This window comes from Paenibacillus sp. J22R232 (assembly GCF_056269165.1).
This window is the reverse complement of sequence record NZ_JBWDNK010000005.1, coordinates 338,900-354,402: the sequence shown is the minus strand read 5'-3', so window position 1 is coordinate 354,402 and position 15,503 is coordinate 338,900. Positions and strand designations below refer to the sequence as shown.

Annotated in this window: 19 protein-coding genes; all 19 read left to right on the top strand. The window is 49.1% G+C overall.

The annotated features are described in order from the left end of the window. Window positions 1-4 precede the first annotated feature (4 nt). A complete protein-coding gene (locus AC0YN3_RS18245) occupies window positions 5-619 on the top strand; it encodes a hypothetical protein (protein ID WP_475776390.1) in 615 nt (204 codons plus the stop codon). A gap of 80 nt (window positions 620-699) precedes the next feature. Then, window positions 700-1,005 (top strand): hypothetical protein, encoded by a 306-nt coding sequence (locus tag AC0YN3_RS18240; protein ID WP_475776389.1) that lies wholly within the window; start codon window positions 700-702, stop codon window positions 1,003-1,005. A gap of 120 nt (window positions 1,006-1,125) precedes the next feature. Beyond that, window positions 1,126-1,473 (top strand): histidine triad nucleotide-binding protein, encoded by a 348-nt coding sequence (locus tag AC0YN3_RS18235; RefSeq protein WP_475776388.1) that lies wholly within the window; start codon window positions 1,126-1,128, stop codon window positions 1,471-1,473. A 91-nt stretch (window positions 1,474-1,564) separates the two neighbouring features. Beyond that, complete coding sequence (rpsU, locus tag AC0YN3_RS18230; RefSeq protein WP_005547957.1) at window positions 1,565-1,738, top strand: 30S ribosomal protein S21; 174 nt, start codon at window positions 1,565-1,567, stop codon at window positions 1,736-1,738. A 15-nt stretch (window positions 1,739-1,753) separates the two neighbouring features. Beyond that, the gene (locus AC0YN3_RS18225; RefSeq protein WP_076266886.1) at window positions 1,754-2,197 is read left to right on the top strand and encodes a GatB/YqeY domain-containing protein; all 444 of its coding nucleotides are present in this window, start codon (window positions 1,754-1,756) and stop codon (window positions 2,195-2,197) included. 151 nt (window positions 2,198-2,348) lie between these two features. Beyond that, window positions 2,349-3,728: an NfeD family protein gene (locus AC0YN3_RS18220; protein ID WP_475776387.1), complete on the top strand. Its 1,380-nt coding sequence runs from the start codon at window positions 2,349-2,351 to the stop codon at window positions 3,726-3,728. A 25-nt stretch (window positions 3,729-3,753) separates the two neighbouring features. Further along, window positions 3,754-4,743: a flotillin-like protein FloA gene (floA, locus tag AC0YN3_RS18215; protein WP_475776386.1), complete on the top strand. Its 990-nt coding sequence runs from the start codon at window positions 3,754-3,756 to the stop codon at window positions 4,741-4,743. 58 nt (window positions 4,744-4,801) lie between these two features. After that, complete coding sequence (locus AC0YN3_RS18210; protein ID WP_475776385.1) at window positions 4,802-5,296, top strand: hypothetical protein; 495 nt, start codon at window positions 4,802-4,804, stop codon at window positions 5,294-5,296. A gap of 220 nt (window positions 5,297-5,516) precedes the next feature. After that, a complete protein-coding gene (gene yqfC / locus AC0YN3_RS18205; protein WP_183559816.1) occupies window positions 5,517-5,795 on the top strand; it encodes a sporulation protein YqfC in 279 nt (92 codons plus the stop codon). Window positions 5,796-5,850: 55 nt separating this feature from the next. Continuing rightward, window positions 5,851-7,044: a sporulation protein YqfD gene (yqfD, locus tag AC0YN3_RS18200; protein ID WP_475776384.1), complete on the top strand. Its 1,194-nt coding sequence runs from the start codon at window positions 5,851-5,853 to the stop codon at window positions 7,042-7,044. A 6-nt stretch (window positions 7,045-7,050) separates the two neighbouring features. Next, the gene (locus tag AC0YN3_RS18195; protein ID WP_183560488.1) at window positions 7,051-8,022 is read left to right on the top strand and encodes a PhoH family protein; all 972 of its coding nucleotides are present in this window, start codon (window positions 7,051-7,053) and stop codon (window positions 8,020-8,022) included. 17 nt (window positions 8,023-8,039) lie between these two features. Next, on the top strand, window positions 8,040-10,286 hold the full coding sequence (locus AC0YN3_RS18190) for an HD family phosphohydrolase (protein WP_475776383.1): 2,247 nt from the start codon (window positions 8,040-8,042) through the stop codon (window positions 10,284-10,286). Beyond that, window positions 10,283-10,780, top strand: coding sequence for an rRNA maturation RNase YbeY (gene ybeY / locus AC0YN3_RS18185; protein WP_475776382.1), 498 nt, complete (start codon window positions 10,283-10,285; stop codon window positions 10,778-10,780). The genes AC0YN3_RS18190 and ybeY overlap by 4 nt, the downstream gene beginning before the upstream one ends. Before the next feature lie 11 nt (window positions 10,781-10,791). After that, a complete protein-coding gene (locus AC0YN3_RS18180) occupies window positions 10,792-11,142 on the top strand; it encodes a diacylglycerol kinase family protein (protein ID WP_475776381.1) in 351 nt (116 codons plus the stop codon). Window positions 11,143-11,172: 30 nt separating this feature from the next. After that, window positions 11,173-11,607: a cytidine deaminase gene (locus tag AC0YN3_RS18175; protein WP_475776380.1), complete on the top strand. Its 435-nt coding sequence runs from the start codon at window positions 11,173-11,175 to the stop codon at window positions 11,605-11,607. An 8-nt stretch (window positions 11,608-11,615) separates the two neighbouring features. Continuing rightward, complete coding sequence (era, locus tag AC0YN3_RS18170; protein WP_475776379.1) at window positions 11,616-12,539, top strand: GTPase Era; 924 nt, start codon at window positions 11,616-11,618, stop codon at window positions 12,537-12,539. Between the two features lie 100 nt (window positions 12,540-12,639). Next, window positions 12,640-12,795 (top strand): YqzL family protein, encoded by a 156-nt coding sequence (locus AC0YN3_RS18165; RefSeq protein ID WP_475776378.1) that lies wholly within the window; start codon window positions 12,640-12,642, stop codon window positions 12,793-12,795. Window positions 12,796-12,967: 172 nt separating this feature from the next. Beyond that, a complete protein-coding gene (recO, locus tag AC0YN3_RS18160; RefSeq protein ID WP_475776377.1) occupies window positions 12,968-13,711 on the top strand; it encodes a DNA repair protein RecO in 744 nt (247 codons plus the stop codon). A 152-nt stretch (window positions 13,712-13,863) separates the two neighbouring features. Further along, a complete protein-coding gene (locus AC0YN3_RS18155) occupies window positions 13,864-15,405 on the top strand; it encodes an MDR family MFS transporter (RefSeq protein ID WP_475776376.1) in 1,542 nt (513 codons plus the stop codon). Window positions 15,406-15,503 lie beyond the last annotated feature (98 nt).

The following is a 15,503-nucleotide window of genomic DNA, read 5'->3' as shown; positions in this document are numbered from 1 at the left end:
GAAGTTGGAACCACAGAAATCCGGCAAGCGTTCGCTCGCCTTGCCTATCACGCTTATTATTCTCGTATTTAGTTTAATTGGCAACGTGTTTTTGTACTCGCAATTTTTACAGCATAAGCAACAAATAAAACATGATACAGGCCAAAGAATTTATAATGCGGCGGTATCGTCGCAGCAATATGCATCGGAAATGGTACCGCTTCTTGATGCGCTGCTTCAAAGCAAAACCTTGGATGACCGTCTGGGCTTGCTATACAACATAGGCAAGCTGTCGGCCAAAGGCGGCGGCTTGACCGAATTAGCGGCAGAGGCAGCAGCTATTTCCGATGATTCGGCTGTATGGGATACCGGGATACCCGCCACGTATGTTTCCGATGCGGAAGCAGGTCTGCTCGCTGCAGGCCGGTATGAAGGCGCTCTGAACGATAGCGATGCTTCCTATGTGACTGAGCTCAAAAGCTCATACGTTGCATTGAACGGCGTGCTAGGCAAGTTTAACGCGAATATAGGCGAAACCCGAATCGCCGTTATCCGTTTGGCAAGCGGGCTTGATTGGATGGAGCTTGCGAAGCAGTCCATGGAAACGATGGCTGGGCAAGCAGCTCGTCAAGTGAAGTAGAAACAATCTGTTTACGATCCGTAAACGTAGTAGCCAAATGCCTACCTGTGAATATGATGTATGAACAGGAGGCTGACACAATGGAACATACATTAGTAGATTTTGAGCAAATGAAGCAATGGTGCTTGGAGCACAAGCATCGTTACGTTCTCGCTCAGACGCATGACGGATGGTGCGCAGACGGATTTCTGGAACATATGGATGACGAGGTTTTGTGCATTGCCGTTCCATGCGGCTCGAATGAGTGGGATAACCGCGCGTTTCTCCCTTATCCGCCGCTTGGATATCCGATTTATCCTTATCCGTATTACCCGCGGAGACGCTTTATCAGGCAAATATTCCCTCTAGGCGCTCTTCTTGGCTTGTCATTATTACCGTATTATTAATCATTACGTCCAACAAGGCGGGAGGTATGCTTTCTTCCTCCTCCTTGTTTCATTTGGATTGGACGAGCACTCAAAATTTCGGTATGATAGAAGAAGGCTAGCGAACAGGGGGTGAACCACATGGACTGTATTTTTTGCAAAATAATTGAAGGCGCCATTCCGTCGAAGAAGGTTTTCGAAAATGACAGAGTTGTCGCTTTTCACGACATACAGCCAGCTGCTCCCGTACATATTCTTATCATTCCGAAGAAACACATTGCTACGATGAATGATGTGACCGATGAAGACGCGGAGGTCGTTGCCGAGCTGTTTGCCGTAGCCCGCCAGATCGCCAAAGAGCAAGGCATCGCGGAGTCTGGCTATCGCCTAGTCAACAATGTAAATGCCGATGGAGGGCAGCTTGTTTACCATTTGCACATCCATCTATTAGGAGGAACGAAGCTTTCTCCGGTATTGGCAGATATCTAAAGTTGACACTGCCTTTTGGTATGACATATAATGAAATTTGATAAACCGTGTTATAGCTCTGGACGGTCTGTTTCGGAGGGAGGGAAAACTGGTGTCTGAAACTAAAGTTCGCAAAAACGAAACTATTGATGCTGCGCTTCGCCGCTTTAAACGTTCCATCGCTAAAGATGGAGTTCTAGCTGAGGTGAAAAAACGCAAGCATTATGAAAAGCCAAGTGTGAAGCGCAAGAAGAAGTCTGAGGCTGCGCGCAAGAGAAAGTTTTAGGAGGATCCTTCCATAATGAACCTGAGCGAAAGATTGACCGACGATATGAAGCAAGCCATGAAGAATCAGGACAAGTTTAAACTTTCCGTCATTCGTATGATGCGCGCGTCAGTGAAAAACTTGGAAATCGATCTCAAGCGTCCTTTGGACGATAACGAAGTGCTTGATATATTGAGTCGCGAAATCAAACAACGTAAAGATTCCCTCCAAGAATTTAAAAAAGCCAGCCGTGATGATTTAGTAGCGGGTCTTGTGGTCGAAATTGAAATTATTAGTCAATACCTTCCCGAACAGCTGACTGAAGAAGAGATTCAAGAGATAGTAACGCAGACCATCCATGAACTCGGTGCTTCTTCCAAAGCCGATATGGGAAAAGTTATGAGTGCCCTTTTGCCCAAAACAAAAGGACGCGCTGACGGTAAACTAGTAAATCAGCTCGTACAGCAACATCTCAACTAACTGAACATACGGACTCACAAAACACTCCCGCAAGGGGGTGTTTTTTTGTGCAAAGAAAGCGATAATGGAAGTACCCCCAGGCTTCGATATGAAACCTTTTGGTTGTCTACGCGTAGTAGGGAGCACAATACTTGAAAAGGGAGGAACCTTCTTGCATACTCATCGAAGGCGAAGAGGCTTACCCGCCACTCCTGTTGCGATTTTGGCAGCGATCCTTTTGGCTACGCTTGCAGCGTTGTTTTTCACGCCGGCAATGAAAGCGTCAGCCGCTGACGAAATTGGCCCGGCAATCTACGTCATTCCCGTCAAGCAATCCGTCGAATCTGGACTTCAGTCGTTTCTGGAACGGGCATACAAAGAAGCGGAAGAGGCTAAAGCCGAGCATGTCATTCTCGTTATTAATACACTGGGCGGCAAAGTCGTAAATGCAGAAGAAATCGGACATTTTATTCGTGGGAACAAGATCCCTACCACCGCATTCGTTGAAGGAAAAGCGGTATCGGCCGGTACGTATATTGCGCTGAATGCGGATAATATCGTCATGCAGCCCGGAAGCACCATAGGTGCTGCTGCCGTAGTAGACGGCTCGGGTGACTTGGTCGATAATCCCAAAACCGTATCCTTCTGGACCTCCGAAATGAGCGAGTCTGCCGGACTGCAGGGACGTGATAAGAGCATAGCAGCTGCTATGGTTGATCCGAATGTCGTTCTTAAGCTGCAGGACAAGATCGGTAGAAATAAGGAGCAGGGCGAAATTCTTACCCTGTCTGCAACGGAAGCCGAGAAGCTAGGATATTCAGAGCACACGGCGGCTAACGTTGATGAAGTAGCGCAATGGCTTGGCTTGGACGGACGTACACAGATCGAAGTCGCTCCCACGCTGGCAGAGAATGCTGCTAGATGGCTCATAAATCCCGTTGTCATGACGGTATTGCTCATACTGGGGATAGCGGGAATCGTTATCGAGATGCTCGTTCCAGGCTTCGGCGCGCCGGGCATCGTAGGATTATTGTCATTTGGATTGTATTTCTTCGGGCATTACGTTGCGGGCTTTGCAGGCATGGAATCCGTTGTTCTGTTTGTCATCGGAATCGCCTTGCTGGTCATCGAGGTATTCGTGCCAAGCTTCGGAATACTGGGCATTCTAGGCAGCGCCGCGCTCATTGCCGGTGTCGTAACAGCGGCATCAGACCCCATGACGGCATTTATCTCCATCGTCATCGCGCTAGTCGCAGCCGTGATTCTCATTGTGATCTTTGTTCGTATGAATAAATCCAGGGGCATTTGGAACAAATTTATTTTGCGCGACAAACTTACAACAGAGGATGGTTTCATTTCAGCTGACCGAAAGGAATCGCTGCTAGGTCTTCAAGGCTTGACCATTACGCCGTTAAGGCCAGCTGGTACCGTGCTGATCGGCGAAGCGCGGATCGATGTTGTCACTTCTGGGGAGTTTATTGATTCGAATCGATCCGTGACGGTTATCAAAGCAGAGGGTACTTGGGTTGTAGTCAAAGAAATAACCAAATAACGAAATCAACTGGAGGTTAGAGACAATGGATCCTATCGTATCATTTTTGATTTTGGCTGTCGTTGTTATTATCGTGTTGTCCGTATTCTTAAGCTTCTTCCCGATCATGCTGTGGATTTCGGCTTTGGCATCGGGCGTTCGAGTCGGTATCATTACACTTGTGGCGATGCGTTTGCGCCGGGTCGTACCAAGCAGAATCGTCAACCCATTGATCAAGGCGACAAAAGCGGGTCTAGGACTTAATATTAATCAGCTGGAGAGCCATTTCCTCGCTGGTGGTAACGTAGACCGCGTCGTAAATGCATTGATCGCGGCGCAGCGCGCGAACATTCCGCTCATATTCGAACGTGCTGCAGCTATTGATTTGGCTGGCCGGGATGTGCTGCAGGCTGTACAGATGAGCGTTAATCCCCGTGTAATCGAAACGCCAATCGTCGCTGCCGTTGCGAAGGACGGTATTGAAGTGAAGGTTAAGGCTCGCGTTACCGTCCGCGCTAACATTGACCGACTAGTCGGCGGGGCAGGAGAAGAGACCATCATCGCCCGCGTAGGGGAAGGGATTGTTACAACCGTAGGTTCAGCCAATTCCCATAAAGACGTGCTCGAGAATCCGGATATGATCTCAAGGACGGTGCTTGGCAAAGGGCTAGATGCGGGAACGGCTTTCGAAATATTATCGATCGATATCGCGGATGTCGACGTAGGCAAAAACATCGGCGCGCATCTTCAAACCGAGCAAGCGGAAGCGGATAAGAAAATCGCGCAAGCTAAAGCGGAAGAACGCCGTGCGATGGCAGTTGCCCAAGAGCAAGAAATGAAAGCGAAGGTTGTCGAGATGGAAGCGCGCGTCGTAGAATCCGAATCTCAGGTTCCGCTTGCCATGGCTGAAGCGCTTAGAAGCGGTAAGATCGGCGTGATGGACTATTTGAACCTGAAAAACGTTGAGGCAGATACTCAAATGCGCAGCTCGATCGGTAAACAGGAAGGCCCAGCCGACCCGAAAGACGGCCGTTAAAGCGAAGCCTTAACAGCTAGCATCATAAGGCGCGAATGTGTCGCGGAGGTGAAGGCGTATGAAGATTATCGAGTTTTTGATGAACAATATATTTATCGTTGTCATTATTTTCGGAGCTTTGGCTTCACTATTCGGCAAAGCAGGCTCAAAGAAAAAGCCCGGCCGAATGCCTGACTTTGGGGGCGGCGGATTACCGCGTACTCCGAATTCAGGCGTACCCGGCAATGAGCAGGAAGAAAGGCCCTTGCCAGTCCCGGCAGCAGGACAGAGCGTTTATCGTACCCAGCCGCAGAATGCGCGCGAGGAATACGAAGCGCCTGCTTACATGGCTCGGGAGACAGAGGTGCTTAATCAGAAGCCTCAGATCGCGCTTTCGCAGAGAACGCTGCAGCAGGCGGCAAATGCCAGGGATAAAGCGGCAAGAGCGGCAGGGCGCGACTCAGACCGCCAGAATGCTTTGACAGCACGTACTCGCGCGGATGATTTGCGCAGGGCGGTTGTTTGGGCGGAGATATTAGGCCCGCCCCGCTCAAAGCGGCCATTCCGAAAATAACAATCAAACCGTCGAGGCTAATAGCTTCGACGGTTTTTTTTATTTTGCAGCCATAATTGCCGAGTCGTTCGCATATTTTGGTACAGTACACGAAAAACGCCATTCCTTTGTTCAATTCAATTCGGATAAAAGCTGCGAAGCAGGTTTGCATCACAACCCTTAGGCATCGCTTACGAAGCAAGTTTGTTCCACAAACTTTTGAGGAGGCAACGATTCATACATGCGCCGTATAAAAAAGAAATTTCGCAAAGTAACCGCAGAGCTGCTCGATATGCCGCATGATGTTGTTTTTGACTTGCCTCGCCTTACCATGATCGGAGATTGCCAATTGTATATCGAGAACCATCGAGGCGTCGTTCACTTTTCCAGCGAACGCCTTCGTCTAGCCTTAAGCAAGGGCGAGCTTGAAGTGACAGGCAGCTCACTAGTTATTCGGACGATATGGACCGAAGAAGTGTTCGTAGAGGGTCAAATTACGAATATTCAGCTAATACCTTAATATAAATTTCCGGCTAGCCGTGTATAGGCAGCCATATGCAATGGAGGGGAATGCGTTGAGCGGACAAGGGGCGGATTGGTTAAAGGGCATGGTCACCGTTCATATCAGGGGAGGACAAGCAGAGGAGCTCGTCAACCGCGCGCTTGCTGGAGGGCTTCAGCTGTCTACCATACGCTGGACAAGCAGCGGCCTGCTTGAATTTGAGCTTTCGGTCAGCGATTTCTTCAGGCTTCGTCCCTATTTGAAAGAAACAGGCTGCAGAGCCCATGTGACGAAGCGCAAGGGGCTACCGTTTCTACTGGTAAAGGCGGAGCGGAGGAAGCTTTTTGCAGGGGGCATCGTGTTGTTTTTTGCGATTATATTTATGCTCTCCTCCTTGGTGTGGAGCATCGAGGTGCAGGGGAACGTCAAGCTGACGGAAGATCAGATTAGACTCGCGGCGAAGGAAGAAGGCCTGTACCCGCTGCAATGGTCATTCCGCCTTACCGATGCCGACGTGCTCTCCAAACAGCTCGTACGCAAGCTGCCCGGCTCTACATGGGTAGGGGTTGAAAAAAAGGGAACAAAGGTCATCATCCAGGTAGTCGAATCGACGATCCCGAAGCAATCGGCATTAAATACGCCAAGGCACTTGGTTGCATCTGCCGATGCGGTCGTTACCGAGATAATTGCGGAGGCTGGACGTCCGGTCGTACGTAAAAATATGCGCGTGAAAAAGGATCAAATTCTGATTTCTGGAACCATTGGCGGTGAAGAGTACTCGCGCACGGTCGTTGCCAAAGGAAATGTTCGCGGTCTTGTTTGGTACGAGTTCGAGATTGCCTCGCCGCTCGTGCAGCAGGTAAAGGTGTATACTGGCGAGAAAAAGACGAAGTGGTTCGCCGTAATCGGTTCAAGGGCGCTTCAAGTGAGCGGGTACGGCAAGGATGCTTATGAGGCCTCAGAAGCCATTCTAAGCGAGCAAAAGGTATCTTGGCGCAATTGGACGCTGCCGCTCGGTAGAATGAAGGAGACGATCATGGAGACGCGGCTGGAGGAAAGAACGCTTACAGAGGAGGAAGCGAAGAGCGCGGGCATATTGCAGGCGAAAGCTGATGTTCTGATCAAAGCGGGCAGCGATGCGGTCATTCGAGATGAAATTGTTTTGCATGAAAAGGCGGACAATGGTAAAGTTTATATGAAAGTTCTTTTTGAGGTCGAGCAATCTATCGTTAAAGAAATGCCATTAGTCCAGATGCAGGGAGAATGAGGATTGTTGCAAATTGAAACGAAAGTAGTCAAAATACCGCTCGGTAACGCGGCGGAAGGACTTGCCGTATTCGGACCGCAGGACAATTATTTGCGCCTAGTACAAGCGCAGGTCGAATCTTCGATTTCATCGCGCGAGGCGGAAATTGTTATTTCGGGTCCATTGGAAGAAGTAGATTCGCTAGAACAGCTGTTCAACGTGCTGTTGCAGCTCGTTCGCGGCGGTTATATGCCTTCGGAGAGAGACGTTGCATACGCTTTGGAGCTTGCACGAACGATGCAGGCGGAAGAATTGCTCGATTTGTTCAAGAAAGAAATTACGACGACTTTTCGCGGGAAACCGATTCGTGTGAAAACGATTGGCCAGCGCCATTATGTGAAGACGATCCGCAAGAAAGATATCGTATTTGGAATAGGCCCGGCAGGGACAGGCAAAACCTACTTAGCTGTCGTGCTTGCAGTCGCGGCGCTCAAGGAAGGCTCGGTTAAACGAATCGTTTTGACGAGACCTGCGGTTGAAGCAGGGGAAAATCTTGGCTTCCTGCCTGGGGACCTGCAAGAAAAGGTCGATCCTTATTTGCGGCCGCTATACGATGCGCTGCACGATGTGCTTGGGCCAGACCAGACGGTCAAAGCATTGGAGAGGGGCATGATCGAAATCGCTCCGCTAGCCTATATGCGCGGCAGAACGCTTGACGACGCGTTCATCATATTGGACGAGGCTCAGAATACGACGCCTGAGCAAATGAAGATGTTCCTGACTAGGCTTGGTTTCGGCTCCAAAATGGTTATTACAGGCGACGTTACGCAAATCGATTTGCCGCGAGGCAAAAATTCGGGTCTGATCGAAGCGCAGCGTATTCTAAAAAATATTGAGGAAATCGGAATAATCCTTTTCTCTGAGCAGGATGTTGTCCGCCACTCACTGGTCCAAAAAATCATTGTTGCCTATAACTGGGATGCTGAAAACAAAGCCTAGAAAGGGATGTCCGCTGCATGAACCAGAACCAGACCGGAAAACAGGAAAACTTGCGGCCGTCCAAAACGGCGGGTTGGAAGCAGAGTGCAGCCGTTCGCTGGGTGCTGATGTTAATGTTTGTGCTGCTTTTCTATTTCAGCTTAGCTTCGCACCTCGTACCTGAAACGTATGACATCGAAGAGGGCGCCGTTAGTGAGAAGGATATTAAGGCGCCCTTCCAAATAAAAGACGAAAAGGCGACGCGGCAAGCGGAAGAGGATGCAGCTGAGAAAGTCGATGTCATCTATTCTATCGTACCGCTCCGTAACGAATTGCTGGTCGATCAAATTTTCGTGCGTATCGAGCAATTGAATTTGGACGATCAAGTAACGCTCCAAAACAAGATCGATATTTATAGGAACGAGATCCCAGGCCGCTATTCCGATTATATTGATACCTTCATTAAGCTCAATAAAGGCAGAGGCACGTATAACGACACGCTTCTTGAGGAGATGTCTCTGGTCGCGAAGGAGCAGCAATACACGATACCGGAAGAAACCTTCTACAAAATGCCCAACCTTACAGCAGAAACCTTAACCGAGATGCGCGACGTAGCTCGGGATATTGTGCGTAAGCTGATGGGTGAACAGTTAAGGGAGGCCGAAACGGCCCGGACACAAGTTGCGGAGCTTGTGAATGCAAGCTCGTTATCCAGCCGGTCGAGCAGGGAAATCGTCCAGGAGCTGGCTAGGTTCTCGATAATGCCGAATAAGTTTCTTGATAAGGCTGCAACGGATGAAGCCAAGGTACTGGCCAAGCAGAACACGCCTCCTGTCGTTATCAAAGAGGGCGAGCTTATCGTCAAGCGCGGTCAGACTATCACGCCTGAGTTGTATAAGCTGCTAGTAGATTCTTCCTTGCTTCAGGATAAGAAAAATTACTGGCCGCAGCTTGGCCTGTTAATTATGTCGCTTATGTTTATCGTCGTACTGTATGCATTTTTGCATCAATCCGGAAGCATTAACGGAATAAAGCCAAAATACAACAATGCTTCGCTGCTGATGTTGTGGCTTATATTCCTCATTAATATTATCACGATACAGATTATATCGTTGACTCAAACGGACGCTGCGCCATACGCAGGTTATCTGGCACCCGCAGCGCTTGGCACGATGCTAATCACGCTTCTGCTGGATATGCACCTTGCGATGATCAGCTCTATATTATTTGCGATAATGGGAAGCATTATATTAAACACGGGACAGCATCAAATATTCGACTTTCAATACGGCTTTGTCATTATCGTCGTCTCGTTTGCCGCAATATTCTCCATTCACCGGGCGAGTCAGCGATCTACGATTCTAAAGGCGGGCATCATGGTTAGCTTGTTTGGCTCACTCTCTGTGCTCACGATTCTGCTGCTGTCTGAGCAGCTTGAGCGAGGTCCGTTTATTTACTCCGTTGCTTTCGCTTTTGCCAGCGGATTGATAACGGCGGTGCTTGTCATCGGCTTAATGCCTTTCTTTGAGATTACATTCGGGATATTGTCCGCTCTCAAGCTTGTCGAGCTGTCCAATCCGAATCACCCGCTGCTGCGAAAGCTGCTTACGGAGACGCCTGGCACTTATCACCACAGCGTGATGGTCGGCAACTTGTCAGAGGCCGCGGCAGAAGCGATTGGCGCAGACGGCCTGCTATGCCGAGTCGGTTCGTTCTACCATGATATTGGCAAGACCAAACGGCCGAATTATTTTATCGAGAATCAGTCCAATATTGAAAACCCGCATGATACGATTGATCCGAAGCTCAGCAAATCCATCATCGTTGCTCATGCAAGGGATGGAGTCGACATGCTTAAGGGCCATAACATTCCTAAGCCGATTAGGGATATTGCGGAGCAGCACCATGGGACAACCTCGCTTAAGTTTTTCTATTACAAAGCAATTAAGCAAGCAGAGGAGCAAGGCGTCGAACCGGCTTTCAGCGAGGACGAGTTCCGTTATCCCGGTCCTAAAGCGCAGTCAAAAGAAGCGGCTGTCGTCGGGATTGCGGATTGCGTAGAAGCAGCGGTACGGAGCCTGCGCAACCCTACGGTTGAGCAGGTAGAAGCGATGATCCACAAAATCATCAAAAGCCGGCTCGATGACAATCAATATAACGAATGTGATTTGACGCTGAAGGAATTGGATAAAATCGCACAATCCTTGAAAGAGAGCGTAATTGGCATATTCCATTCACGGATCGAGTATCCGGAAGATGTAAAAACAAAGGAGCGTTTGACATGAGCTTACAACTCGAATGGAGCAATGATCAGGACAAGCAGGAAATACCTGATGCTTGGATTTCCAAATTAGAGCAACTTCTTCAGCTGGCCGGGGAGTCGGAAGGCATTGCAGGCGGTGAGGTTTCTTTAACCTTTACGAGTGACGAGGAAATCCACGAGCTTAACCGTGAATATCGCGGTATCGACCGGCCAACGGACGTTTTGTCGTTTGCTATGCAAGAAGACGGCGTGGATGAGCTGGACATCATATTTGAGGTTGAGCACGAAGAGGATGCCGACCCGATCTCGGGCATGCTGGGAGATATCATTATCAGCGTCGATACCGCTCTTGCTCAAAGCGAGGAATACGGGCATTCCCTGGAGCGTGAGATTGGATTTCTTTTCGTCCATGGGTTCCTCCACCTAATCGGATACGATCATCAGGATGATGAGACTGAAGCGGAGATGACTGCAAAACAGGAAGCCATCCTGCAAAAGGCCGGCTTGACGCGTTAATGAGTAAGTTCATGGCAAGCTTAGCAGTTGCATTCTCGGGTATCGGCTTCGCGCTGCGTACGCAAAGCCATATGCGGTTTCATGCGTTCGCAGCTCTGGTGGCTTGCACGTTAGGGTTGATCGTTTCACTGAAACCGTTGGAATGGGCTATTATTCTGCTCGTTATCGCAATCGTGATCAGCGCGGAAATGATCAATACGGCTGTCGAGCAAGCGGTTAATTTGGCTAGTCCGAGCATTCATCCGGTAGCGAAGGCAGCGAAGGATGTGGCGGCTGGAGCCGTTTTGTTCGCCGCAGCAATTTCAGTAATTATCGGGCTGCTCATCCTTGGGCCGCCCTTATGGCGTTTACTGGCCGGATAACATAAGGAGACAAGAACGGAGAGGATCAAATTGGTTTATGAAGGATTATCGGAGTCCTATACCGCTTTGCTGGAGGCGGCGAAAGAAGCGATGGAACGCGCATACGTGCCATACTCCAATTTCCGCGTAGGCGCAGCGCTTCTAGATGATGAAGGGAAAATTCATCATGGCTGCAATATCGAGAATGCCGCATACAGCCCAACCAATTGCGCTGAGCGTACCGCCATGTTCCGGGCCGTTTCGGACGGAAAGCGGCCTGGCCAGTTCCAAGCCATTGCCGTAATTGGCAACACGGAAGGCCCGATTGCACCGTGCGGCGTCTGCCGTCAAGTTTTAGTCGAGTTTTGTGCGCCGGATATGCCAGTTATAATGGGCAATTTAAAAGGCGATTGGACGATTTCGACAGTAGCAGGCATATTGCCGGGTGCCTTTACGCCGGCTTCATTAGATAACGGGGAGCGTTAAACAAACTTATGAATCGTACAACATCAAATGACCGTGACAGCAAGAAATTCCGATCGGGCTTCGTAGCCATTATCGGTCGTCCGAATGTAGGCAAATCTACGCTTATGAACCATCTCATCGGACAGAAAATCGCGATTATGTCAGATAAGCCGCAAACGACGCGCAATAAAATACACGGTGTGTATACAACGAACGACACCCAAATCGTATTTTTGGATACGCCTGGCATTCATAAACCGCAATCCAAGCTGGGCAATTACATGATGCAGACTGCAGAAAGCGCGCTTAGAGAAGTGGAAGCTGCCTTATTTCTAATTGACGCATCCGAGGGGCTCGGCGGCGGTGACCGATTTATTATCGAGCAGCTTAAAAAAGTGAAGACTCCTGTTTTTCTTGTCATGAACAAAATTGACAAGGTAGAGCCGGAGCAGCTTTTGCCGATGATTACGCAATATAACGACCTGCATGAATTTGCCGAAATCATACCGATTTCCGCTCTGAAGGGCAATAACGTAGACACGCTGCTCGAGCAGCTATCCCGTTATTTGCCGGAAGGACCACAGTACTATCCTGCGGATCAAATAACGGATCACCCGGAGCAGTTCGTATGCTCGGAGCTTATCCGCGAGAAGATTTTGCATATGACCAGGGAAGAAATTCCCCACTCTATTGCCGTTACCATCGAAGACATGCGTGTCAAAGAGAATGGCGTCGTGTATATCGGAGCTGTTATTTTTGTCGAGCGTGATTCGCAAAAAGGCATTATTATCGGCAAAAAAGGTGAGCTCCTGAAAGAGGTTGGAAAGCAGGCGCGTAAAGATATAGAAGCACTGCTAGGATCACGCATCTATCTGGAGCTTTGGGTCAAGGTGAAAAAAGATTGGCGCAATCAGGAACGCGTGCTGAAGGATTTAGGTTATCGACACGATTAAACAAATATGACGTAATTTGTTAAGGATAGATAGGCACGGTTTATCGCATCCTATTACCGTCTGAAGCAGCATTTCAGGGGACGGAAAGGGATGAATACGTATGCGGAATTTTTCGTGGAAGTATTTTACGTTAACCGGGGATGTCGAATCTTTCATGCTCTACAAGGAAGTGAATCAATTTGGAGCCGACGGCGGCTCCGATGCGTTGGCAAGCGAGGATGACGAGCTTACTGCCTTGGATGCAGAGGAAATATAGAGCGAGTCACCACTTGGAATTATTGTATGAACTGTTTATGAATAGAGGCACCAAGAGGATCGCCTAGCAGTGGCTCATACAGCCTGAGAGGCTGATCTTTAAACGCTAAACACAAGCTCGCAGCCATGGGACTGCGAGCTTGCGTTTCTGCTTTCAGGGGAGAGTCTGCATTATGCTGCATCGTGTTGAGGGAATTGTTATTCGAAGCATGGATTACGGTGAAGGCAACAAAATCGTGACGCTGCTCACGAAAACCAATGGAAAAGCTGGAGTTTTGATTCGTGGCGCCAAAAAGATAAAAAGCAAGCATTCCTCGCTCGCGCAACCTTTTACATATGGAGAGTTCGTTTATTTTAAAGGCAGCGGCCTAGGCACGCTGAATCATGGTGAGATTATTGAATCTCACCATGTTTTGCGTGAGAAGCTTGATTTGGCTGCGTATTCATCTTACGCAGCGGAGCTTACAGACCGGTCGCTGCAGGATGATGAAGCGACCGGATTCCATTTCGAGCAGTTAAAAGCGTGCTTCACGGCGCTTCAAGACGGGAAAGACGCACAAATCGTAACGCATCTATACGAGATGCGCATATTGGATTTGTCCGGTTATGCGCCAGAGATGGACGAATGCGTAGGCTGCGGAAACGTCGTAGGTCCTTTCTCATTATCTCCGTATGCCGGGGGGATATTATGCACCAGGTGCAAAGGAAAGGATCCTCATGCCGTACCGCTAGGAGAGGGCGCTTACAAGCTTTTGCGATTATTTCGAAGAATGGACATGAGACGGCTAGGATCCATTCAGGTTAAACCGGAAACCAAAGCCGAGCTTAAGCTATGCATGCGTAAGCTCATGGATACACATCTTGGCCTCCAATTGAAATCCAGAAATTTCCTAGACCAGCTTGATAAGCTGCTATAAGCCAAGTAATGCCCGACTGGATGCAACTGGTGTTTTCTACGCCTAGAGGCGTAGAAAGCACTCCTTCTTTTGCATGTTTACAGGAATATGGGGCTTGCATTATGATGGGTTAGGTTGTTTTTGAATCGTAATGTAATGGAGGGATTTACCTGATGTCTACAGGACAAAATAGACTGGGATTTGTTGTAGCCGGGCTTCTGCTGGGCATACTCGTCGCATCGATTGACAATACGATCGTATCGACGGCAATGGCGACCATCGTATCCGACCTTGGCGGTTTGGACAAATACGTATGGGTCACCTCTGCGTATCTGGTTACCGAAATGGCGGGAATGCCTATTTTCGGCAAGCTGTCGGATATGTACGGAAGGAAACGTTTTTTCGTATTGGGCATTTCATTGTTTCTTCTAGGTTCGGTGCTGTGCGGAACGGCGGAATCGATTACGCAGCTAACGATTTACCGCGCTATACAGGGCATCGGCGGCGGAGCGATGATGCCTATCGCTTTTGCGATCGTGTTTGACATTTTCCCCGCAGAAAAACGCGGAAAGATGGGCGGCTTGTTCGGTGCCGTATTCGGTACCTCCAGTTTGTTCGGACCGCTGGCAGGCGCTTATTTGACCGAATATATCAACTGGCGTTGGATTTTTTACATCAATGTTCCAATCGGTTTGGTTGCTCTGGCTTTTATCGTTATTTATTACAAAGAATCACTAACGCATTCGAAGCAAAAAATCGATTGGTGGGGAGCTGCAACGCTCGTAGGCTCCATCGTTTGTCTCATGTTCGCGCTTGAGCTCGGAGGCGCAGAGTTTGCGTGGGATTCCGTGCAAATCATAGGCTTGTTTGCTGGCTTTGCTGTGCTGCTTGGCATATTCTTGTTTGTGGAAACGAAGGCATCTGAGCCGATTATTTCATTCCAAATGTTCAAGCAGCGTTTGTTCGCATCCAGCACGGGCGCCGGCTTGTTCTATGGAGCAGCATTCATTACGGCTGCGCTTTACATTCCGATGTTCGTGCAGGGCGTATTCGGAGGTACGGCAGTGAGTGCGGGACTTACCCTGCTTCCCATGACGCTGGGGTCCGTATTTGCCGCGCAGCTAGGCGGGTTTCTTGCTAATAAAATGCCGTATCGAAACGTAATGATGATATCTGCTGTAATCTTTATTGCGGGCATTTTCTTGTTATCGACGATCACGCCGGACACGACCCGTTTTATGCTATCCCTTTATATGTTCTTAACCGGCTTCGGGATCGGCTTCTCCTTCTCCGTTCTTGGCATGTCGTCCATTCATGGCTTCGATATGCGTCAACGTGGAAGTGCTACCTCGACGATGTCTTTTGTCCGTTCGCTAGGCATGACGGTAGGCATCACGATTTTTGGGATTATTCAGCGCAATCATTTCACGAGCGGGATGACTGAAGCATTTGCTGGCGGAGAAGGCCCAGGCCAAATGACAGAGAATGCGCGCGAGCTGCTGTCACCGGAGAAGAGAGCTGAAATTCCATCGCCCGTAATGGACAAAATCGTAGCAGCATTGTCTGATTCGGTATCGGCTACTTTCCTTTGGTCGCTTGTTCCAGCCGTTCTGGCGCTCGTATGTGTCCTCTTTATGGGCCGTGCGGGCATGAAGGACATTATTGGCAAGCAAGCTGGCAGCAATCCGTTGAAGGAAGGCGCTCCTACGCATTAGGCTTTAGCTACAGAAGCCTGAGTACGTTTGACATTTGCCAGAAAGAAGCATAAAATAATGCAATATGAATATTGGGCAGTGATGGAGAGAGTAATCGT

Coding starts and splice junctions, on each gene's coding strand:
- AC0YN3_RS18240 (WP_475776389.1), top strand. CDS start 700: ATGGAACATACATTAGTAGATTTTGAGCAAATGAAGCAATGGTGCTTG.
- AC0YN3_RS18235 (WP_475776388.1), top strand. CDS start 1,126: ATGGACTGTATTTTTTGCAAAATAATTGAAGGCGCCATTCCGTCGAAG.
- AC0YN3_RS18225 (WP_076266886.1), top strand. CDS start 1,754: ATGAACCTGAGCGAAAGATTGACCGACGATATGAAGCAAGCCATGAAG.
- floA (WP_475776386.1), top strand. CDS start 3,754: ATGGATCCTATCGTATCATTTTTGATTTTGGCTGTCGTTGTTATTATC.
- AC0YN3_RS18210 (WP_475776385.1), top strand. CDS start 4,802: ATGAAGATTATCGAGTTTTTGATGAACAATATATTTATCGTTGTCATT.
- yqfC (WP_183559816.1), top strand. CDS start 5,517: ATGCGCCGTATAAAAAAGAAATTTCGCAAAGTAACCGCAGAGCTGCTC.
- AC0YN3_RS18190 (WP_475776383.1), top strand. CDS start 8,040: ATGAACCAGAACCAGACCGGAAAACAGGAAAACTTGCGGCCGTCCAAA.
- ybeY (WP_475776382.1), top strand. CDS start 10,283: ATGAGCTTACAACTCGAATGGAGCAATGATCAGGACAAGCAGGAAATA.
- AC0YN3_RS18180 (WP_475776381.1), top strand. CDS start 10,792: ATGGCAAGCTTAGCAGTTGCATTCTCGGGTATCGGCTTCGCGCTGCGT.
- era (WP_475776379.1), top strand. CDS start 11,616: ATGAATCGTACAACATCAAATGACCGTGACAGCAAGAAATTCCGATCG.
- AC0YN3_RS18165 (WP_475776378.1), top strand. CDS start 12,640: ATGCGGAATTTTTCGTGGAAGTATTTTACGTTAACCGGGGATGTCGAA.
- recO (WP_475776377.1), top strand. CDS start 12,968: ATGCTGCATCGTGTTGAGGGAATTGTTATTCGAAGCATGGATTACGGT.
- AC0YN3_RS18155 (WP_475776376.1), top strand. CDS start 13,864: ATGTCTACAGGACAAAATAGACTGGGATTTGTTGTAGCCGGGCTTCTG.